This is a genomic window from Brachybacterium phenoliresistens (assembly GCF_039530785.1).
Classification (GTDB): Bacteria; Actinomycetota; Actinomycetes; order Actinomycetales; family Dermabacteraceae; genus Brachybacterium; species Brachybacterium phenoliresistens.
Genome location: NZ_BAAAOW010000001.1, coordinates 182181 through 202624, shown reverse-complemented (window position 1 = coordinate 202624; position 20444 = coordinate 182181). Strand labels below are relative to the sequence as shown.

Annotated in this window: 16 protein-coding genes; 4 read left to right on the top strand and 12 right to left on the bottom strand. The window is 72.5% G+C overall.

Features of this window, described 5'->3' with window-relative positions; translation table 11 throughout:
- Position 1: 1 nt before the first annotated feature.
- The 3 genes from zwf to ABD234_RS00885 all read left to right on the top strand — a co-directional run bounded on the left by zwf (position 2) and on the right by ABD234_RS00885 (position 4155).
- Complete coding sequence (zwf, locus tag ABD234_RS00895) at positions 2 to 1537, top strand: glucose-6-phosphate dehydrogenase (protein ID WP_038370258.1); 1536 nt, start codon at positions 2 to 4, stop codon at positions 1535 to 1537.
- A complete protein-coding gene (gene pgl / locus ABD234_RS00890; RefSeq protein ID WP_038370260.1) occupies positions 1534 to 3237 on the top strand; it encodes a 6-phosphogluconolactonase in 1704 nt (567 codons plus the stop codon). The genes zwf and pgl overlap by 4 nt, the downstream gene beginning before the upstream one ends.
- A 384-nt stretch (positions 3238 to 3621) precedes the next feature.
- On the top strand, positions 3622 to 4155 hold the full coding sequence (locus ABD234_RS00885) for a hypothetical protein (RefSeq protein WP_156954011.1): 534 nt from the start codon (positions 3622 to 3624) through the stop codon (positions 4153 to 4155).
- 84 nt (positions 4156 to 4239) lie between these two features.
- Here the strand turns inward: ABD234_RS00885 and secG are convergent, their stop codons facing one another.
- The 9 genes from secG to uvrA form a co-directional block, all read right to left on the bottom strand.
- Positions 4240 to 4482: a preprotein translocase subunit SecG gene (secG, locus tag ABD234_RS00880; RefSeq protein ID WP_038370546.1), complete on the bottom strand. Its 243-nt coding sequence runs from the start codon at positions 4480 to 4482 to the stop codon at positions 4240 to 4242.
- 99 nt (positions 4483 to 4581) lie between these two features.
- Positions 4582 to 5358, bottom strand: a complete 777-nt coding sequence (gene tpiA / locus ABD234_RS00875; protein WP_038370262.1) for a triose-phosphate isomerase — start codon at positions 5356 to 5358, stop codon at positions 4582 to 4584.
- The gene (locus tag ABD234_RS00870) at positions 5355 to 6554 is read right to left on the bottom strand and encodes a phosphoglycerate kinase (RefSeq protein WP_038370547.1); all 1200 of its coding nucleotides are present in this window, start codon (positions 6552 to 6554) and stop codon (positions 5355 to 5357) included. Before ABD234_RS00870 ends, tpiA begins: the two co-directional genes overlap by 4 nt.
- A gap of 117 nt (positions 6555 to 6671) precedes the next feature.
- Positions 6672 to 7676 (bottom strand): type I glyceraldehyde-3-phosphate dehydrogenase, encoded by a 1005-nt coding sequence (gene gap, locus ABD234_RS00865; RefSeq protein ID WP_038370263.1) that lies wholly within the window; start codon positions 7674 to 7676, stop codon positions 6672 to 6674.
- A 186-nt stretch (positions 7677 to 7862) separates the two neighbouring features.
- Entirely contained in the window at positions 7863 to 8840 is a 978-nt protein-coding gene (whiA, locus tag ABD234_RS00860; protein WP_038370264.1) for a DNA-binding protein WhiA, read from the bottom strand.
- Complete coding sequence (locus ABD234_RS00855) at positions 8824 to 9891, bottom strand: gluconeogenesis factor YvcK family protein (RefSeq protein WP_084148182.1); 1068 nt, start codon at positions 9889 to 9891, stop codon at positions 8824 to 8826. The genes whiA and ABD234_RS00855 overlap by 17 nt, the downstream gene beginning before the upstream one ends.
- Entirely contained in the window at positions 9888 to 10787 is a 900-nt protein-coding gene (rapZ, locus tag ABD234_RS00850; RefSeq protein ID WP_051486416.1) for an RNase adapter RapZ, read from the bottom strand. Before rapZ ends, ABD234_RS00855 begins: the two co-directional genes overlap by 4 nt.
- Positions 10788 to 10810: 23 nt before the next feature.
- The gene (gene uvrC / locus ABD234_RS00845) at positions 10811 to 12703 is read right to left on the bottom strand and encodes an excinuclease ABC subunit UvrC (RefSeq protein WP_038370265.1); all 1893 of its coding nucleotides are present in this window, start codon (positions 12701 to 12703) and stop codon (positions 10811 to 10813) included.
- Positions 12704 to 12706: 3 nt separating this feature from the next.
- Complete coding sequence (uvrA, locus tag ABD234_RS00840; protein WP_038370266.1) at positions 12707 to 15574, bottom strand: excinuclease ABC subunit UvrA; 2868 nt, start codon at positions 15572 to 15574, stop codon at positions 12707 to 12709.
- Between the two features lie 86 nt (positions 15575 to 15660).
- Between uvrA and ABD234_RS00835 the strand changes: the two genes are divergently transcribed.
- Positions 15661 to 16341 (top strand): MBL fold metallo-hydrolase, encoded by a 681-nt coding sequence (locus ABD234_RS00835; protein WP_038370267.1) that lies wholly within the window; start codon positions 15661 to 15663, stop codon positions 16339 to 16341.
- 3 nt (positions 16342 to 16344) lie between these two features.
- Here the strand turns inward: ABD234_RS00835 and uvrB are convergent, their stop codons facing one another.
- The 3 genes from uvrB to coaE all read right to left on the bottom strand — a co-directional run bounded on the left by uvrB (position 16345) and on the right by coaE (position 20405).
- Positions 16345 to 18450: an excinuclease ABC subunit UvrB gene (gene uvrB, locus ABD234_RS00830; RefSeq protein WP_038370268.1), complete on the bottom strand. Its 2106-nt coding sequence runs from the start codon at positions 18448 to 18450 to the stop codon at positions 16345 to 16347.
- A gap of 198 nt (positions 18451 to 18648) precedes the next feature.
- The gene (locus tag ABD234_RS00825; protein WP_038370269.1) at positions 18649 to 19698 is read right to left on the bottom strand and encodes a nitronate monooxygenase; all 1050 of its coding nucleotides are present in this window, start codon (positions 19696 to 19698) and stop codon (positions 18649 to 18651) included.
- A complete protein-coding gene (gene coaE / locus ABD234_RS00820; RefSeq protein ID WP_084148183.1) occupies positions 19695 to 20405 on the bottom strand; it encodes a dephospho-CoA kinase in 711 nt (236 codons plus the stop codon). Before coaE ends, ABD234_RS00825 begins: the two co-directional genes overlap by 4 nt.
- Positions 20406 to 20444: the final 39 nt, after the last annotated feature.

Here is a 20444-nt window from a genome sequence, read left to right as displayed (position 1 = left end):
CGTGAACGACACCGAGACGCAGGGCAACCCCTTGCGGGACCCGCGTGATCGCCGTCTGCCTCTCATCGCGGGCCCCTGCTCGATGGTGATGTTCGGCGTGACCGGCGACCTGGCCCGCAAGAAGCTCCTGCCGGCCATCTACGACCTCACCAACCGCGGCCTGCTGCCGCCCAGCTTCGGACTGGTCGGCTTCGGCCGCCGCGACTGGAGCGACGAGGACTTCGCGCAGTACGTGCACGACAGCGTCGAGGCGCATGCCCGCACGCCCTTCAGCGAGGCCGTCTTCGAGCAGCTGCGCGGCGGGCTCCGCTTCGTGACGGGCGAGTTCGACGACGCCGCCGCCTTCGAGGAGCTGACCCGCGTGGTCGGCGAGCTGGACCGCACCCGCGGCACCGGCGGCAACCACGCCTTCTACCTCTCCATCCCGCCGGGCGCGTTCCCGCAGGTGTGCGAGCAGCTGGCCAACTCCGGCCTGAACACCAGCCGGGACGGATCCTGGCGCCGCGTGGTCATCGAGAAGCCCTTCGGCCACGACCTCGAGTCGGCCCGCGAGCTGAACGACGTCGTCGAGAAGGTCTTCCGTCCCGAGGACGTCTTCCGCATCGACCACTACCTGGGCAAGGAGACCGTCCAGAACATCCTGGCGCTGCGCTTCGCCAACCAGATGTTCGAGCCGATCTGGAACGCGAACTACGTCGACCATGTGCAGATCACCATGGCCGAGGACATCGGCATCGGCTCCCGCGCCGGGTTCTACGACGGGATCGGCACCGCCCGGGACGTCGTCCAGAACCACCTGCTGCAGCTGCTGGCGCTGACCGCCATGGAGGAGCCCGTCTCCTTCGAGGCCAGCGACCTGCGCGCCGAGAAGGAGAAGGTCCTCGCGGCCGTCACCCTCCCCGAGGAGCTCGGGGCCCACACCGCCCGCGGACAGTACGTCGGCGGGCTGCAGGGCGGCGAGCACGTGCGCGGCTACCTCGAGGAGGACGGGATCCCGGCCGACTCGCAGACCGAGACCTTCGCCGCGATCCGCCTGGACATCGCCACCCGCCGCTGGGCGGGCGTGCCGTTCTACCTGCGTGCCGGGAAGCGCCTGGGACGCCGCGTCACCGAGATCGCCGTGATCCTCAAGCGCGCGCCGTTCCTGCCCTTCCGGTCGACCGATGCGGCGGATCTGGGCCAGAACGCGATCGTCATCCGCGTCCAGCCGGACGAGGGCGTCACCATGCGCTTCGGCTCCAAGGTCCCGGGCACCCAGATGGAGGTGCGGGACGTGACGATGGACTTCGCCTACGGCTCGTCCTTCACCGAGGAGTCCCCGGAGGCCTACGAGCGCCTGATCCTCGACATGCTGCTGGGCGACCCGCCGCTGTTCCCGCGCCAGCGGGAGGTCGAGCTGTCCTGGAAGATCCTGGACCCGATCACCGCGTTCTGGGCCGAGCAGCTGCCCCCCACCCCGTACCGCTCCGGGACCTGGGGCCCGGACACCGCACACGAGATGCTCGCCCGCGACGGGCGCGCCTGGAGGCGACCGTGATCACCACCCTGACCGATACCACCGCGTCGGCGATCGACAAGAAGATGACGCAGATGCGGGAGACGTTCGGGGCCAACACCATCGGCCGCGTGCTGACCCTGCTGATCGTCGCCACCGGCGAGGACATCGACGCGCCCCTGGAGGCCGCCGTGCGCGCCAGCCACGAGCACCCCAGCCGGGTCATCGTGGTCGACGCCGATCGCGACGCCGAGGTCTCAGGCCTCGACGCGGAGATCCGTGTGGGGCGCGACGCCGGCGCCGGGGAGATCATCATCCTGCGCGCCCGCGGCGAGGTGATGGCGAACCTCGACACGCTGATCATGCCGCTGCTGCTGCCGGATGCGCCGATCGTCACCTGGTGGCCCGAGAACGCTCCCTCCTCCCCCGTCCACGACGTGCTCGGCTCCATGTCCCAGCGCCGCATCACCGACGCGCTCGCCTGCGGCGAGCCGACGGCGACGCTCAAGCGGCTGCGCCGCGGGTACTCCAGCGGGGACTCGGACCTGGCCTGGGCCCGGCTGACCAACTGGCGCGGCCTGGTGGCCACCGCCTACGAGGTGCCGCCGGCCACCACGCCGGACCGCGTGGTCGTCACCGGCCGGGCGGAGGACCCGTCCGTGGTGCTGCTGGCCTCCTGGCTCGAGCTGTCCCTGGGCACGGAGGTCCGGGTCGAGGCCCCGAGCACGGACGCCCCCGGCGTGCAGGGCATCGTCCTGCACCGCGCCGAGGGCACCGTGAGCCTGCGCCGCGAGAACGACGACTCGATCGTCCTGACCCTCCCGGGCGACCAGGCGGGCCAGCACGTGGCGATGCCGGAGCGCTCGCTGTACGAGCTCCTCGCCGAGGAGCTGCGGCGCCTGGACCCCGACGAGGTCTACGGCGACGTCCTCTCCCACGCGTACTCGGTGGTGCGCAACCTGTCCACGTATGCCAAGGACAAGCCCGCCCCGACCGATGCGATCTCAGCCGACGCCGATGCCGTCGCGGCCGATGCGGCGGCGCACGTCGCCGCCCGGCTGCGCGAGGCGATCGACGCCCGGGGCGTGGCGCACCTGGTCCTCACCGGCGGCACCGTCGGCGTGAAGACCGCGCTGGCCCTGCCCGACGCCCTCGCGGCGGCGGGCGTGGACACCGGCGCCCTGCACCTGTGGTGGGGCGACGAGCGCTTCGTCGAGGCGGGCCACCCGGACCGCAACGACGCCGCCGTGCAGCCCGCCATCGAGGCCCTGGGCCTGCCCGCCCACCGCGTGCACCGCATGCCCGCCACCTCGGACGGGATGTCTCTGGACGAGTCCGCTGCCTGGTACGGCCAGCAGCTGGACCTCGCCGGCGGCGACGCCCCGTTCCGCACCCGCGGGCAGGCGTTCTTCGACGTGATCCTGCTGGGCATGGGCCCCGACGGGCACATCGCCTCCCTGTTCCCGGAGCACCCGGCGCAGCAGGACGTGAGCGCGAACGTGATCCCCGTGCGCGAGTCCCCGAAGCCCCCGGCCGAGCGGATCTCGCTGACCTGGCCGGTCGTGAACTCCGCCCGCCACGTGGCCCTGCTGGTCGCCGGCGCGGAGAAGGCCGCCGCCGTCGCCCGCGGCCACGGCGAGATCGACCCGACCGGCACACCGGCCTCGGCCGTGCGCGGGCTGGAGTCGACCACCTGGTTCCTCGACGAGGCCGCCGCCGCGGAGCTCCCGCCGACGACCTGATCGGCCCGCACCGCCTCCCGCGGTGCGCGTCGCCCCTGGCAGGGCCCGTCCCCGCGCTCGAGCGCGGGGACGGGCCCTGCGGCCGTTCCTGCCGCCGGAGGCCCGTGCCGGGGCGCCCTGTGCCACACTGTCTGCCCCGGGGAGCATCGAGAGGGGGCAGCCATGGGGCCACCGGTCCGTGCCCGTGCGTCGGTCCTGCTGACGGTCGGGGCCTCCGCCCTCGCCGTGCTGTGCCTCGTGGTCGCGATCGTGCTCTCATCCTCGGGGGCGCCGCAGAACGGGGCCGGCCCGTCGAGCAGCCCCTCCCCGCCGCCTCCCCCGTCCGCGCCGCCTCCCTCGTCCGGACCGCCGCCCTCCTCCCCCGCCGCCCCGCCGGACCGCGGCGTGAACCGCACCGACGAGGAGGGCCAGCGGGTCTGGGACGGGGCCCCCGATCCGGCGATGGAGGCCGCCGCGACCCTGCCGGTGCAGGAGCTGCTGTGGACCCGCACGGACGTCTTCGCCGGCGCCGCGCTCACCTCGGACGGCACGATGCTCGAGATCTTCGTGACGGACGACGGCGCGGAGGTCGTCGACCAGGCGCGCGATCTCCTCGGCGCCGAGTTCGACGCCTACGTCCGCGTGGCGCCCGTCGAGCACTCCTGGGACGAGCTCACGGCCGCGCAGGACGCCGTGTTCGCCGGGGACGGCGCCGAGGGCCTCGGCATCATCAGCGCCGGGATCGACATCGTGGGGAACCACCTCGACGTCGGCATCGACGTGGAGATGGACGGCGAACGGATCGCCGCGGCGCATCCCGAGGGGATCACGGCGAGCACGCCCAGGACGACCCCGCTCGAGCGCCACCTGGTGCCGATCGCCGCCGAGCACGACGTGCTCATCGACCTCCGTGCGGAGGAGATGGCCGTCGCCGCGTGAGCGCGTCTCCCCCGGCCCAGGAACGACGGAACGGGCCGCCCCGGAGGGGACGGCCCGTTCGGTGCGCGCCGCAGCGCGCTCGGATCACAGGATGCGTTCGATGATGCCCAGGCCCACGGCACCGGCGGCCCACAGCACGGCCAGGGTCACGGTGAGGCGGTTCAGGTTCCGCTCCGCGACGCCGGAGGCGCTCGCGGTCGAGGAGACGCCGCCGCCGAACATGTCCGACAGGCCGCCGCCCCGGCCCTTGTGCAGCAGGATGAGCATGATCACCAGGATCCCGGTGACCGCGATGAACACCTGCAGGATGATCCGCAGCAGGGACAGGTCCACGAAGACCCCTTCCGGTCGAAGCACGTACGCGTCCAGGATACGGCACGGGCCGCGCCCCCTGGGGGACGCGGCCCGTGGGCCGGCGCACAGGGATCAGGCGCTCTGGTACCCGGCGATCTTCGCGAACTCGTCGGCCTTGAGCGAGGCGCCGCCCACGAGAGCCCCGTCGACGTCCTCCTTGCCCATGATCTCGGCGACGTTGGAGGACTTCACGCTGCCGCCGTACAGCACGCGGACGGCGTCGGCGACCTCCGGGGAGAACAGGCCGCGCAGCGCCTCGCGGATCGCCGCGCAGACCTCCTGGGCGTCCTCCGGGGTGGCGACCTCGCCGGTGCCGATGGCCCACACCGGCTCGTAGGCGATGACGATCTTCGCGGCGTCCTCGGCGGAGAGGCCCTCGACGCCGCCCTCGAGCTGGGCGAGGGTGTACTCGACGTGCTTGCCGGCCTTGCGCTCCTCGAGCGGCTCCCCGACGCAGAGGATCGGCACCAGGCCGGCGGCGAAGGCGGCCTTGACCTTGGCGTTGGTGATCTGCTCGGTCTCGGCGTGGTACTGGCGCCGCTCCGAGTGGCCCACCAGGGCGTAGGTCGCGCCGAGGGCGGCGAGCATCTGCCCGGAGGTCTCGCCGGTGTAGGCGCCGGACTCGTGCTCGGAGATGTCCTGGCCGCCGTAGGCGATCGGGAGCTTCCCGGCCTCGACGGCGGTCTGCACGGTGCGGATGTCCACGAACGGCGGGATCACCGCGACCTCGACGGCGTCGGTGTCGACGTCCTTCAGGGCGTCGCCCAGGTCCTCGACCAGGGCCAGGCCCTGCTTCCAGTCCAGGTTCATCTTCCAGTTGCCCGCCATCAGCGGGGTGCGGCTGCTCACTTGTCGTCCTCCTCGAGAATGGTGATGCCCGGCAGGGCCTTGCCCTCGATCAGCTCGAGGCTCGCACCGCCGCCGGTGGAGATGTGCGAGAACTTCGACTCCTCGAAGCCCAGGGTGCGGACGGCGGCGGCCGAGTCGCCGCCTCCGACCACGGTGTATCCGGGCGCCTCGGCGAGGGCCTCGGCGACGGCGCGGGTGCCGCCGGCGAAGGCCTCGAATTCGAACACGCCCATCGGCCCGTTCCAGAAGACGGTCGCCGCATCGGCGATCTTCTCGGCGAAGAGCTTCGCGGACTCCGGTCCGATGTCCAGGCCCATCTGGTCCACCGGCATGGCGTCGGCCGCGACGGTGGTCGCCGGGGAGTCGGCCGCGAAGGCGGGCGCCACCACGGCGTCCACCGGCAGCACGAGCTCGACGCCCGCGGACTCGGCCTGCGCGATGTAGCCGCGCACCGTCTCGAGCTGATCGCCGTCCAGGAGCGAGGTGCCGATCTCCCAGCCCTTGGCCTTGAGGAAGGTGAAGGCCATGCCGCCGCCGATGAGGATGCGGTCGGCCTTGGTCAGCAGGGTGTCGATGACGCCGAGCTTGTCGGAGACCTTCGAGCCGCCCAGGATCACCACGAAGGGGCGCTCCGGGGTGTCGGTGACCTTGCGCAGGGCCTCGACCTCGCGGCCGACCAGCTCGCCGGCCGCCGCGGGCAGGAGCTGCGCGAGCTCGTACACGGAGGCCTGCTTGCGGTGGACGACGCCGAAGCCGTCGGAGACGAAGGCGTCGCCCAGCTCGGCGAGCTCGCGCGCGAAGGCGGTGCGCTCAGACTCGTCCTTGGCGGTCTCGCCGGCGTTGAAGCGGAGGTTCTCCAGCACGGCGACGCGGCCGTCCTCCAGCGCGGAGACGACCTCGCGGGCGCTCTCGCCCACGGTGTCGTTCGCGAAGGCGACCTCCTGGCCCAGCAGCTCGCCGAGGCGGGCCACGACGGGGCGCAGGGAGTAGCGGTCCTCGGGGGCGCCCTTGGGGCGGCCGAGGTGGGAGACGACGACCACGCGGGCGCCGGCGTCGACCAGGCGGGTCAGGGTGGGCAGGGCGGCGCGGATGCGGCCGTCGTCGGTGATGGTCTCGCCGTCGAGGGGGACGTTGAGGTCCGCGCGCACGATCACGCGCTTCCCGCGCAGATCGCCGAGCGATTCGAGGGTCTTCAGCACAGAGCTTCCTTCCGGTCGGAGGGGGACGAGCGGAGCCCGCCGGTCGCCGACCCTGCAGGGTGGCGTCCGGCGGGCTCCGTGGCTGTCCGTGTCGTCAGCGCGACGACGGGCGGATCAGAGGGACTTGCCGACGAGCTGCGAGAGCTCGACGAGGCGGTTGGAGAAGCCCCACTCGTTGTCGTACCAGGCGAAGACCTTGACGAGGTTGCCGTTGACCTTGGTCAGCTGCGCGTCGAAGATCGAGGAGTGCGGGTCGCCCTCGATGTCCTTGGAGACGATCGGGTCCTCGGTGTAGCGCAGGATGCCCTTGAGCGGGCCCTCGGCGGCCTCCTTGACGGCGGCGTTGATCTCCTCGGCGGTGACCTCGCGGGTCGCCTCGAAGGTCAGGTCGGTGATCGAGCCGGTGGGGACCGGCACGCGCAGCGAGTAGCCGTCCAGCTTGCCCTTGAGCTCGGGCAGCACCAGGGCGACGGCCTTGGCGGCGCCGGTGGTGGTGGGGACGATGTTCAGGGCGGCGGCGCGGGCACGGCGCGGGTCCTTGTGGGGGCCGTCCTGCAGCACCTGGTCCGAGGTGTAGGCGTGGATCGTGGTCATCAGGCCCTTGACGATCCCGAACTTCTCGTTCAGCACCTTGGCCAGCGGCGCGAGGCTGTTGGTGGTGCAGGAGGCGTTGGAGACGATGTGGTGCGTCGCCGGGTCGTAGTCGCCCTCGTTGACGCCGATCACGAAGGTCGCGTCCTCGTTGGTGGCGGGAGCGGAGATGATGACCTTCTTGGCCCCCGCGTCGAGGTGGGCCTTGGCCTTCTCGGCGTTGGTGAAGATGCCGGTGGACTCGATGACGACGTCCGCGCCGATCTCGCCCCAGGGGAGGTTGGCCGGGTCGCGCTCGGCGAAGGCCTTGAAGGTGTTCTCCCCGACGGTGATGGACTCGTCGTCGAACGAGACGTCGTAGGGCAGGACGCCGCCGATGGAGTCGTACTTGATGAGGTTGGCGAGCGTCGCGTTGTCGGTCAGGTCGTTCACGCCGACGATCTCGATGTCTGCCTTCTGCTCGAGCGCGGCGCGCAGGAAGTTGCGCCCGATGCGACCGAATCCGTTAATACCGACCTTGAGGGCCACGGTTCCTCCTTGGATCGCGGCACCTCGGAGATGCCGCGGCGATGGGTGTCGCGCACACCGTCGTACGCTCGGACGACCGGGCGATGTGTGCCCGGCCACCCGATAGCGTACCAATGCTTCAGGGACCCGCCGCCCAGCGTGCGCACACCGTGAGACGGGACGTCCCGCGCCCGGCATCGATGCAGGTCAGGAGGCGTCCTCGTCGCGGACTCCCGCGTCCGTGCCCGGGATCCCGAGCTCTTCGGCGCGCTTGTCCGCGAGCGCCAGCAGGCGCCGGATGCGCCCGGCGACGGCATCCTTGGTCATCGGCGGATCGGAGTGGCGGCCCAGCTCCTCCAGGCTCGCCTGGCGGTGCTCGAGGCGCAGCCGGCCGGCCTGCAGGAGGTGGTCGGGGACCTCGTCCCCGAGGATCTCCAGGGCCCGCTCCACGCGCTGGCCCGCGGCCACGGCGGCGCGCGCGCTGCGGCGGAGGTTGGCGTCGTCGAAGTTCGCCAGGCGGTGCGCGGTCGCCCGCACCTCCCGCCGGGTGCGGCGGTCCTCCCAGGTGAGGACGGTCTGGTGCGCGCCCATCAGCGTCAGCAGCGCGGAGATCTGGTCGCCGTCGCGCAGCACCACCCGGTCGATGCCGCGCATCTCGCGCGCCTTGGAGGTCACGCCGAGGCGGCGCGCGGCCCCGACCATCGCCAGCGCCACCTCCGGTCCCGGGCAGCTGAGCTCGAGGGCCGAGCTGCGGCCGGGCTCGGTCAGCGAGCCCCGGGCGAGGAACGCGCCGCGCCAGGCGGCCTGGGCGTCGGGCAGGGCGCCGCCGACCACGGCCGGCGGCATGCCGCGCACCGGGCGGCCGCGGGCATCGAGCAGGCCCGTCTGCCGGGCCAGGACCGCGCCGTCGCCGTGGACCCGCAGCACGTAGCGGGTGGAGCGGCGGATCCCGGAGGCGGCGAGCACCGCGATCTCGCTGGAGTGCCCGTACATGTCCGCGATCGCGGCGCGCAGGCGCCGGGCGCTGGCGGCATGGTCGAGCTCGGCCTCGACCGCGATCTTCCCGGCGACCAGGTGCAGTCCTCCGGCGAAGCGGAGCATCGCGGCGGCCTCGGCCTTGCGTGCCGAGGGCCGGGTCACCTCGAGGCGGGCGAGCTCCTCCTTGACGTCACCGGTGAGCGCCATCGCGGGGATCCTCCATCTGCAGGGGCGGGGTGGGGGCCTGGTCGTCCACGTCGCCGTAGGCGCCGTCGAACAGGTCACGGTACGCCGCGGCCAGGCGGATCGGGTCATGCACGGCGACCCCGGTGCGCACGCTCACCTGCCGCAGCAGGGTGCGGATGCCATGGCGGTCGGCCAGATCGGCGAGCTCCGAGGCGTCCTCGAGGGCGGTCGGATCGGCCACCAGCGCATCGAAGCGGATGCCGGGCTCGCGCTCGAAGAGCTCCTCGAGCAGGTCCCGGCTGGAGCGGCCCTCGGTCTCCTGCGTCCCGGCGCTGAGGTTCATCGTCACGCAGCGCCGGGCGCTGGTGGTGCGGATCGCCTCGGCGATCTCGGGGATCATCAGGTGCGGCAGCACGGAGGTGTACCAGGAGCCGGGGCCGATGATCACCCAGTCGGCCCGATGGATCGCCTCGATGACCTGCTCGGGGACCCGCGGGGTGGCCGGCAGCAGGCGCACCTCCTGGACGCGGCCGTCGGCCTTGGCGACCTGGGCCTGCCCGCGCACCAGGCGCATCGTCCCGGAGGCGTCGAGCACATCGGCCTCGATGTCCAGCGGCTCCAGGGCCATCGGCAGCACGCGCCCGCGGGCGCCCAGCAGCTCGCCCATCTGGTCGAGCGCGGCGATGGGGTCCTCGAGGATCTGCCACAGGGCGACGATCAGGAGGTTCCCGAGGGCGTGCCCGTCCAGCTCGCCCGTGGTCGAGAAGCGGTGCTGGATCACGTCGCGCCAGATCGAGCCCCAGTCGGAGTCCTCGCACAGCGCGGCGAGGGCCATCCGCAGGTCCCCCGGCGGCAGCACCGGCAGCTCCGTCCGGATCCGGCCGGAGGAGCCGCCGTTGTCGGCGACGGTCACCACGGCGGTGATGTCCTCGACCAGCAGGCGCAGGCTGCGCAGGTTCGCCGCGAGGCCGTGCCCGCCGCCGAGCGCCACCACCCGCATGCCGGTGGAGGGGTTGCCGATCCGCGCGCGCCCGCGTCGCCGGGGCGTCCCCGGCCGCGCCGCGGGGCTCATTCGCGCCCCAGGTCGCGGTGACGGACCCGGACGGCATGACCGCTCTGGCGCAGGCCGTCGGCGATGTGCTCGGCCATCGCCACGGAGCGGTGCTTGCCGCCGGTGCAGCCGATCGCCAGGGTCGTGAAGTGCTTGTTCTCGCCGGTGTACCCGCGCAGGACCGGCGCGATCATGTCGAGATAGCGCTCGGCGAACTCGCGGGCGTTGGCGTTCTCCAGCACGAACTCGGCGACCTCCGGGTCCGTGCCCCGCTTCGCGCGCAGCCCCTCGACCCAGTATGGGTTGGGGATGAAGCGCACGTCGCTGACATGGTCGGCCTCGATGGGGATGCCGTACTTGAACCCGAAGGAGACCACGTTGACCGTCAGCGACTGCTCCTCGAAGGAGCCGAAGCTGGTGCGCATCTTCATCGTCAGCTGGTGGACGTTCATGCCGCTGGTGTCGATGACGACGTCGGCCAGGCGGCGGTAGGGGGCGAGCATCTCCCGCTCGCGGCGGATCCCCTCGAGCACGCCCTCGTCGCCCTGCAGCGGGTGGGGGCGGCGCACCGAGTCGAAGCGCCGCACCAGCACGTCCTCCTTGGCGGTGAGGAACACCAGGCGCGGGCGCAGCTCGGCGCGGCGGAGGGTCTGGACCACCTCGGACAGCTCGGAGAAGAAGGGGCCGGAGCGCGGATCCACGACCACGGCGAAGCGGGTGTCCCGCCCCTCGGCCTGGGCCTGCAGCTCGTACAGCGTCCCGATCAGCTGGGGGGCGATGTTGTAGACGACGTACCAGCCCAGGTCCTCGAGGGCATGGGCGGCGGTCTCGCGGCCCGAGCCCGCGAGCCCCGTGATGATGACGATCTCCCCCGGACCTCCGGCAGGCTGCGCCTGCTGACCGGATGAACTGGTCACGTGCTCTCCTTCCGCGGGCCCGCTCACGGCTCGAGGATCTCCCCGGTGGACATGTCCACCGCCGGTCCGGGCTCCTCGGATCGTAGCGCGGCGAGGATCTGCGCGGCCAATGCCGGCCCGATCCCGTCGACCTCCCGCAGCTGCTCGGGCTCGGCCTCGCGGATCGCCCGGACCGTCACGAAGCGGTCCAGCAGCGCGCGCCGCCGGGCCGGGCCCAGCCCCGGGATGCCGTCCAGGGCGCTCTGGTTCTGGGCGCGGCCCCGCTTGGAGCGGTGGTAGCTGATGGCGAAGCGGTGGGCCTCGTCGCGCAGCCGCTGCACGAGGAACAGGGCCTCGCTGGTGCGCGGCAGGATCAGCGGGTGCTCCTCGCCGGGCAGCCAGATCTCCTCGAGGCGCTTGGCGATCCCGGCCAGCGCCACGTCGCTCACCCCCAGGTCGTCGAAGGCGCGCTGGGCGGCGGCGACCTGCGGCGCCCCGCCGTCGACGAGGATCAGCGAGGGAGGGTAGGCGAAGCGGCGCGCATCCTCCTCGCTCTGCTCGGGCGGGTTCAGGTGGCGCTGGAGGCGCCGCCGGATGACGTCGTACATCGAGCTGGTGTCGTCGCGGGCCGCCTCCCCGCTGACCGAGTAGCGGCGGTACTCGCTCTTGCGGGGCAGTCCGTCCTCGAAGACCACCATCGACCCCACCACGTTCGTGCCCTGGGAGTGGGAGATGTCGAAGCACTCGATCCGCAGCGGCGGCTCGGCCAGCTCGAGGGCCTCCCCCAGGTCCTCGAGGGCCTTGGAGCGGGCCGTGAGGTCGCCGGTGCGGCGCAGCCGGCCCAGGCGCAGGGCCTCCTGCGCGTTGGCGGTGACGGTGCCCAGCAGCTCCTTCTTCTCCCCGCGTCGCGGCACCCGCAGGTCCGCGCCGCGGCCCAGCAGCTGGCGCACCTGGTCCTCGTTCGAGGGGAGCTCGGAGACGAGCACCTCGCGGGGCGCCTCCCCGTCGGTGTAGAGCTGGGTCAGGGCGCGCTCCATGAGATCGGAGGGCGTGGACTCGTCCAGCAGCTCCGCCGTCCAGCCGCGCTGGCCGCGGATCCGGCCGCCGCGCACGTGGAAGACCTGCACGGAGGCCTCCAGCTCGTCCTGCACGATGGAGACCAGGTCCGCATCGGTCGCATCGGAGAGCACGACCGAGTTCTTCTCCATCACCGCGGTGAGGGCCTGCAGGTCGTCGCGCAGCGAGGCGGCCGTCTCGTAGTCCATCGCCGCGGCGGCCTCCCGCATGCGCTGCTCGATGCGCCGGGTGTAGGTCGCGGTGTTGCCGGCCATGAAGTCCGCGAACTGCTCGGCCAGGCGGCGATGGTCCTGCTCGGAGATCTCCCCCGTGCACGGCGCCGAGCACTTGCCGATGAACCCCAGCAGACAGGGGCGGCCGCTGCGCTCCGCCCGGCGGAACACGCCCGGCGTGCAGGTCCGCACCGGGAACACGCGCAGCATGAGGTCGACCGTCTCCCGGATCGCCCAGACCTGGGCGTAGGGACCGAAGGTGCGGTCCCCCTTCGCCCGCGGCCTGCGGGTGACGTGCACCCGCGGGAACCGCTCCCCCATGGTGATCGCGAGGAACGGGTAGGACTTGTCGTCGCGGAACTTGACGTTGAACCGCGGGTCGTACTCCTTGATCCAGGTGTACTCGAGGGTGAGCGCCTCGACCTCGGTGCCCACCACCGTCCACTCGACGCTCGCCGCGGTGGTGACCATGCGGCGGGTGCGGTCGTGCAGCGCCGAGATGTCCTGGAAGTAGTTGGACAGCCGCTGGCGCAGGTTCTTGGCCTTGCCGACGTAGACCACCCGGCCGTCGGCGTCGCGGAAGCGGTAGACCCCCGGGGAGGTCGGGATGGTCCCGGGCGCCGGGCGATAGGTCGCGGGATCGGCCATGGATCAGCGCGCTCCGACGGCGGTCCGCGCGGTCCCCTCGAGCATGGGCGCCAGGAAGCGCCCCGTGTAGGAGGCCTCCACCTGGGCGACCTTCTCCGGCGTGCCCGTGGCGACGACCTGGCCGCCGCCGGCGCCGCCCTCGGGCCCGAGGTCGATCACCCAGTCGGCGCTCTTGATGACGTCGAGGTTGTGCTCGATGACGATGACCGTGTTGCCCTTGTCCACCAGGCCGTCGAGGACGCCCAGGAGCTTGCGCACGTCCTCGAAGTGCAGGCCGGTGGTGGGCTCGTCGAGCACGTACACGCTGCGCCCGTTGTGGCGCTTGTGCAGCTCGGAGGCGAGCTTCACGCGCTGCGCCTCGCCGCCGGAGAGGGTGGTCGCGCTCTGGCCCAGGCGCACGTAGCCCAGGCCCACGTCGACCAGGGTCTGCAGCTGGCGGCGGATCGCCGGGACGGCGTCGAAGAACTCCACGGCCTCCGAGATCGGCATGTTCAGCACCTCGGCGACGTTGCGGCCCTTGAAGCGGACCTCGAGCGTCTCGCGGTTGTAGCGGTTGCCGTGGCACACCTCGCACTGGACGTAGACGTCCGGCAGGAAGTTCATCTCGATCTTGATGGTGCCGTCGCCCGAGCACGCCTCGCAGCGCCCGCCCTTGACGTTGAAGGAGAAGCGGCCGGCCTGGTAGCCGCGGATCTTCGCCTCGGAGGTCTGGGCGAACAGGGTGCGCACCCGGTCCCAGACCCCGGTGTACGTCGCCGGGTTCGAGCGGGGGGTGCGGCCGATGGGCGACTGGTCCACGTGCACGACCTTGTCGAGGTGCTCGAGCCCCGTGACGCGCTTGTGGCGCCCGGGCACCACCCGGGCACGGTTGAGCTCCTTGGCGAGCACCGAGAACAGGATGTCGTTGACGAGCGTGGACTTGCCCGAGCCCGAGACGCCGGTGACGGCGGTCAGGGTGCCCAGCGGGAAGGTCACGTCCGTGCCGCGGAGGTTGTTCTCGCGCGGGCCGATGACCTTCAGCACCCGCTGCGGGTCCACGGGACGGCGCACCGGCGGCACCGGGATGGACAGCTCGCCGCTGAGGTACTTGCCGGTCAGGCTCTCGGGGTTGAGCTTGAGGGCCTCCACGCTCCCGGAGTGCACGACGTGGCCGCCGTACTCCCCCGCCAGCGGGCCGATGTCCACGACCCAGTCGGCGGCGTTGAGGGTGTCCTCGTCGTGCTCGACGACGATCAGCGTGTTGCCCAGGTCCCGCAGCCGGGTGAGCGTGGCGATCAGCCGCTCGTTGTCCCGCTGGTGCAGGCCGATGGAGGGCTCGTCCAGGACGTAGAGCACGCCCACCAGGCCGGAGCCGATCTGGGTGGCCAGGCGGATGCGCTGCGCCTCCCCGCCGGAGAGGGTGCCGGCGGCGCGGGCGAGCGAGAGGTAGTCCAGTCCGACGTCCAGCAGGAAGCCCAGGCGGGCGCGCACCTCGCGGAGGATCTCCGCGGCGATCTCGGCGTCCCGCTCGCTCTGGCTGAGGTTCACGATGAACTGCTGGGCCTCGCGGATGGACATCTCGCACACCTCGGCGATGGACCGGCCGCCGACGGTGACCGCGAGGATCTCCGGGCGCAGGCGCGCCCCGTGGCATGCGGCGCAGGGCACCTCGCGCATGAACTGCTCGTACTTGTCCTTGGCCCAGTCCGACTCGGTGTCGGAGTGGCGGCGCTGGAGGAAGTGCATGACCCCCTCGAAGCCAGTGGAGTACGTGCGCTCGCGGCCGAAGCGGTTGCGGTAGCGCACGTGGACCTCGAAGTCGTTGCCGTGCAGCAGCGCCTCCTTGGCGCGCTGCGGCAGCGCCCTCCACGGCGTGTCCATCGAGAACTTGAGCTCCTCGGCCAGGCCCGCCAGCATCTCCTGGTGGTGGTCGCTGGAGCCCATGGTCCAGGGGGCGATGGCGCCCTCGGCGAGGCTCAGGTCCTCGTCCGGGACGACCAGCTCCGGGTCGACCTCGAGCTTCTGGCCCAGACCCGTGCACTCCGGGCAGGCGCCGTAGGGGGCGTTGAAGGAGAAGGAGCGCGGCTCGATGTCGTCGATCGTGAGCTCGTGGCCGTTGGGGCAGGCGCGCGCCTCGGAGAAGCGCCGCATCCGCTGCGGATCGTCCTCGTCGCGGTCGACGAAGTCCACCACCAGCAGGCCCTCGGCCAGGCGCAGGGCGGTCTCCACGGAGTCGGTCAGGCGCCGGCGGGCGTCGGGCTTGGCGGCCAGGCGGTCCACGACCACCGAGATCGAGTGCTTGAGCTTGCGGTCCAGGGTGATGTCCTCGTCCAGGCGCCGCAGGCGCCCGTCGATGCGGGCCCGGGCATAGCCCTGGGTGCGCAGGGAGGACAGCAGGTCGGCGTGCTCGCCCTTGCGGCCGCGCAGCACCGGGGCCAGCAGCTGGAAGCGCGTGCCCGGCTCGAGCTCGAGGAGGATGTCCACGATCTGCTCGGCGCTGGTGGCGGTGACCACCTCGCCGCAGACGGGGCAGTGCTGCACACCGGTGCGGGAGAACAGCAGGCGCAGGTAGTCGTAGATCTCGGTGATCGTGCCGACCGTCGAGCGCGGGTTGCGGTTGGTCGACTTCTGGTCGATGGACACCGCCGGGGAGAGCCCCTCGATGTGATCGACCTGCGGCTTGTCCATCTGCCCCAGGAACTGGCGGGCGTAGGAGGACAGCGACTCGACGTAGCGCCGCTGGCCCTCGGCGAAGATGGTGTCGAAGGCCAGGGAGCTCTTCCCCGATCCGGAGAGCCCCGAGAACACCACCAGACGATCCCGGGGGATCTCGATGTCGACATCCTTCAGATTGTGCTCCCGGGCACCACGGACAACCAGCGAATCGCTCACCGGTCCATCGTAGTGGCCGGATCCGACACGTGGTCGGGCCGGGGGTGTCCGAGCGGACACATCCTGTCCGCGAATATGCTCGGGGCATGACCTCCCAGGACTCGTACACCCCGCACGTCGAGGTCGGGGGACCCGCCGCCATGCGCGTGCTGTCCACCCTGATCATCCGCAAGGCCGCCGTCGGGCCGATGGACAACAACGCCTACCTGCTCAGCTGCCGGGTCTCCGGGGCGCAGCTGCTGATCGATGCGGCCGCCGATGCCCCGCGCCTGCTGCAGCTGGTGCGCGAGGGATCCCCCACCTCCCGCCTGGACACCATCGTGACCACCCACCAGCACCACGACCACTGGGGCGCTCTCGCCCAGGTCGAGGCGGCGACCGGCGCGGTCACGGCCGCCGGCGCCGAGGACATGGACGGGATCCCCGTGGCCACCGCGGAGCCGCTGCGCCAGGGGGACACGATCCGCGTCGGGGTGCACGACCTCGAGGTGATCGTGCTGCGGGGGCACACGCCGGGCTCGGTCGCCCTGCTGTGGCGCGGGGGCGCCGAGGGCGACCATCTCTTCACGGGGGACACGCTCTTCCCCGGCGGGGTCGGGGCCACGCAGAGCGACCCGGAGCGGTTCCGGCTCCTCCTGGGCGACGTGCGCGAGCGCATCTTCGACCGCCTGGGCGACGGGACCTGGGTCTACCCCGGGCACGGCGACGACACCACCCTCGGCGCCGAGCGCCCGCACCTGGACGAATGGGCCGAGCGGGGCTGGTGATCCTCAGGAGCTGCGCTGGATGCGCCGCAGCTCCTTCTTGAGCTCGGTGACCTCGTCGCGCAGGCGCGCGGCGACCTCGAACTGGAGCGTCTCCGCCGCCTGGTGCATCTGGGCGGTGATCTCGTCGATCATGCCGGTGAGCGAGCCGACCGGGTCGTCGCCCAGGTCGACGCTGCGGGCCGAGACGGCGTCGACCGCCTGCGAGCGGGCGCGGTCCCGGGCGACCCGGTCCTTCCCCGAGCGGTAGTCGGTCGACATCAGGGTCTCGGTGTCGATGTCCTCACGGGCCAGCATGTCGGTGACGTCCGCGATCCGCTTGCGCAGCGGCGTCGGGTCGATGCCGTGCTCCTCGTTGTAGGCGATCTGCTTCTCGCGGCGCCGGTTGGTCTCGTCGATCGCCTGCTGCATCGAGTCGGTGACCCGGTCGGCGTACATGTGCACCTCGCCGGAGACGTTGCGGGCGGCACGGCCGATGGTCTGGATCAGCGAGGTGCGCGAGCGCAGGAAGCCCTCCTTGTCCGCGTCGAGGATCGCCACCAGCGACACCTCCGGCAGGTCCAGGCCCTCGCGCAGCAGGTTGATGCCCACCAGCACGTCGAACTCCCCCAGGCGCAGCTGGCGCAGCAGCTCCACACGGCGCAGGGTGTCGACGTCGGAGTGCAGGTACTGCACCCGCACCCCGTTCTCGAGCAGGTAGTCGGTGAGGTCCTCGGCCATGCGCTTGGTCAGGGTGGTGACCAGCACGCGCTCATCGGCCGCGACCCGCTTCTCGATCTCGGCGCGCAGGTCGTCGATCTGCCCCTTGACGGGCTTGACGATCACCCGCGGGTCCACCAGCCCCGTCGGGCGGATGATCTGCTCCACCGCGCCGTGCGAGCGCTCCAGCTCGTAGGCCGCCGGGGTGGCCGAGAGGTAGACGGTCTGCCCCGTGCGCCGGACGAACTCGTCGAACGTCAGGGGGCGGTTGTCCAGGGCGCTGGGCAGGCGGAAGCCGAAGTCGACCAGGGTGCGCTTGCGCGAGCGGTCCCCCTCGTACATGGCGCCGATCTGCGGGATGGTCACGTGGGACTCGTCGATGACCAGCAGGAAGTCCTCGGGGAAGTAGTCCATGAGGGTGTTGGGGGCGGTGCCCGGTCCGCGCCCGTCCAGGTGGCGCGAGTAGTTCTCCACGCCGTTGGTGCTGCCCGTCTGGCGCAGCATCTCCAGGTCGTGGGTGGTGCGCATCCGCAGCCGCTGCGCCTCGAGCAGCTTGTTCTGCCCCTCGAGCTCCTCGAGCCGCTCGGCGAGCTCGACCTCGATCGACTCGATCGCCCGGGAGAGGCGCTCGGGCCCGGCCACGTAGTGGGAGGCCGGGAACACGTGGATCTGCTCCTCCTTGCGGATCACCTCGCCGCTCACGGGGTGCAGGGTGTACAGCGCGTCGATCTCGTCGCCGAAGAACTCGATGCGGATCGCGAGCTCCTCGTACATGGGGATGATCTCGACGGTGTCGCCGCGCACCCGGAAGGTGCCCCGCTCGAAGGAGACGTCGTTGCGGTCGTACTGCATGTCCACGAAGCGGTGCAGCAGCTCGTCGAGATCGATCTGCTGGCCCACGGCCAGGCGCACCATGCGGTCCACGTACTCCTGCGGGGTGCCCAGGCCGTAGATGCACGAGACGGAGCTGACCACGACGGTGTCGCGGCGGGTCAGCAGCGAGTTGGTGGCGCTGTGGCGCAGGCGCTCGACCTCGGCGTTGATGCTGGAGTCCTTCTCGATGTACGTGTCCGACTGCGGGACGTACGCCTCCGGCTGGTAGTAGTCGTAGTACGAGACGAAGTACTCGACCGCGTTGTTCGGCAGCAGCTCGCGGAACTCGCTCGCGAGCTGCGCGGCGAGCGTCTTGTTGTGGGCCATCACCAGGGTGGGGCGCTGCAGCTTCTCGATGAGCCAGGCCGTCGTCGCGCTCTTGCCGGTGCCGGTCGCCCCGAGCAGGACGACGTCCTGCTCCCCGGCCTCGATGCGGCGGGCGAGCTCGGCGATGGCCTGGGGCTGGTCCCCCGAGGGCTGGTACGGGGAGACGACCTCGAAGGGGTTGACGGAGCGGACGAGATCGGTGACGGGACGCATGGGACGAGCCTACGACCCGAGGCGGACAGGAGGTGACCTCTGTGGCGCGGCACGCAGGGTCCGGCGCCCGGATCGCGCGGGGAGCGGCGCGCCGGGCCGGGGATCGCGCGGGGTCCAGGACCGCGCAGCGTCAGGGGCCGCGCAGCGTCGGGGATCGCGCAGCGTCGGGGATCGCGCGGGGTCAGGGATCGCGCGGGGTCAGGGAGCCAGGCGGCCGATGATCTCCGCGGCGGTGCCCGGGCGGGCCGCGGCGTGGCCGGTGCCGGCCCACAGGTTCAGCCGCCCGGCGTCCTCCCCCGCGGCGGCGCGCAGCGGCGCGGTCATGCGATGGACATGGGGATAGGCCGTGATCTCGTGGGGCCCCAGCTCGTCGATGGTGCGGCTGCGGATCGCCCGCGCCGGCCGCCCGCTGTACACCCGCGTGACCACGGTGGGGGCGTCGCCGCCCAGGGCGCGCCGATGCGCGGGCCGGGTGCCGGCCTCCTCCGCCGCCAGCAGCAGCGTCCCGATCTGCACCGCGTCGGCCCCGAGGGCGAGCAGCTCCCGCACGTGCGTGCGCGAGGCGACGCCGCCGGCGGCCACCAGCGACGGGGCATCGGCCGCGGAGCCCACGAGGGCACGGACCTCGGCGAGCAGCCCGGGCAGCGGGAGCTGCGGCGGCGGGGCGTCCGCGCGGAAGGTGCTGCGGTGGCCCCCGGCCTCGGGGCCCTGGACGACGAGCACCTCCGGCGCGAGCGCGAGCACGCTGCGGGCATCGGCGGCGCTGGTCACCGTGACGCCGAGCTCGACGCCGGCGGCATGCACCCGCCGGGCCTGCGCCGGCGAGGGCGGACCGAAGGTCGTGGTCAGCAGGTCGATCCCGCGCCCGGGGGCGTCCAGCGCCGCGGAGAGGACCTCCTCGACCTCGCGCGCCTCGACCTCCGGGTCGACCACGACGGGCCGCGGCGCCGGCCGGCCGACCTCCCGCGCCCACGGGGCGAGGACCTCTCCGTAGCGCGCCAGCGCGGCGGGATCGGGACGATGGGTCTCGGCCATGAAGACGTTCACGCTCAGCGGGCCGCCGGTCAGCTCCCGGGCGGCCGCGATCTGCGCGCGCACCTCCGCCGCGGTGCGGTATCCCGCGGCCAGGCTCCCCAGTCCCCCGGCCTCGGTGACGGCGGCGGCCAGGCCCGGGGTGCTGGGACCCCCGGCCATCGGCGCTCCCACGAGGGGCAGGCGCAGGGCGTCCAGGACGGCGCTCGCGCTCATCGGGACTGCCCGGCGGCGGTCTCGCGGACGGCCGCGGTCGGCGCCGCAGGCCGGGCGGGCGGCGGGGAGGCCGCGGCGCCGAGCTCGGCGCGCAGGGCGGCCAGCAGGGTTAGGGAGCGTGCGCGCAGGGCCTCCAGGCCCTGCCCGTTCATGATCAGCCGATCGGCACGGCGGATCCGTTCGAGGTCGCCGACCTGGGCGCCCATCACGGACTCGGTGTAGCTGCGGGGCCGCCCCCGCCCCTCCTCGATGCGGCGCAGCCGCTGCTCGCGCGGGGCGATCACCGCGACCACGCACCGGTACCGTCCGTCGTCGTGGCCCTTCTCCAGCAGCAGCGGGCTGTCGTGGACGACCATCCGCTCCCCCGCCGCGACGGCCGCCGCCTCCTCGTCCGCGATCGCGGCGTCCACGCGGGACAGGACGATCCGCTCCAGGTCGGCGCGGGCCGCGGCATCGGAGAACACCAGGCGGGCCAGCGCCTCCCGGTCGGCGGTGCCGGCATCGCTGCGGTACTGCTCCCCGAACCGGGCGATCGCCTCCTCCAGGCCCTCCCCGGGCCGGTCCAGCACGGCCCGGGAATGGGCGTCGAGGTCGATCACCCGGACCCCCTCCTCGCGCCAGATCTCCGCGACGGTGGACTTGCCCGCACCGATGCCGCCGGTGAGTCCGATGCGCACGAGGGTGGATCCCGTCACGGAGCGTTCCATACCTGTCAGTCTAGGCATGGGCTCGCCTATCGTGGCCTG

What these genes read in the sequence shown, in the direction of transcription:
- ABD234_RS00835 (WP_038370267.1), top strand. Translation starts at nt 15,661, where the DNA reads ATGACCTCCCAGGACTCGTACACCCCGCACGTCGAGGTCGGGGGACCC.
- uvrB (WP_038370268.1), bottom strand. Translation starts at nt 18,450, where the DNA reads ATGCGTCCCGTCACCGATCTCGTCCGCTCCGTCAACCCCTTCGAGGTC.
- whiA (WP_038370264.1), bottom strand. Translation starts at nt 8,840, where the DNA reads ATGGCGCTCACCGGTGACGTCAAGGAGGAGCTCGCCCGCCTCGAGGTG.
- uvrC (WP_038370265.1), bottom strand. Translation starts at nt 12,703, where the DNA reads ATGGCCGATCCCGCGACCTATCGCCCGGCGCCCGGGACCATCCCGACC.
- coaE (WP_084148183.1), bottom strand. Translation starts at nt 20,405, where the DNA reads ATGGAACGCTCCGTGACGGGATCCACCCTCGTGCGCATCGGACTCACC.
- ABD234_RS00825 (WP_038370269.1), bottom strand. Translation starts at nt 19,698, where the DNA reads ATGAGCGCGAGCGCCGTCCTGGACGCCCTGCGCCTGCCCCTCGTGGGA.
- ABD234_RS00855 (WP_084148182.1), bottom strand. Translation starts at nt 9,891, where the DNA reads ATGAGCCCCGCGGCGCGGCCGGGGACGCCCCGGCGACGCGGGCGCGCG.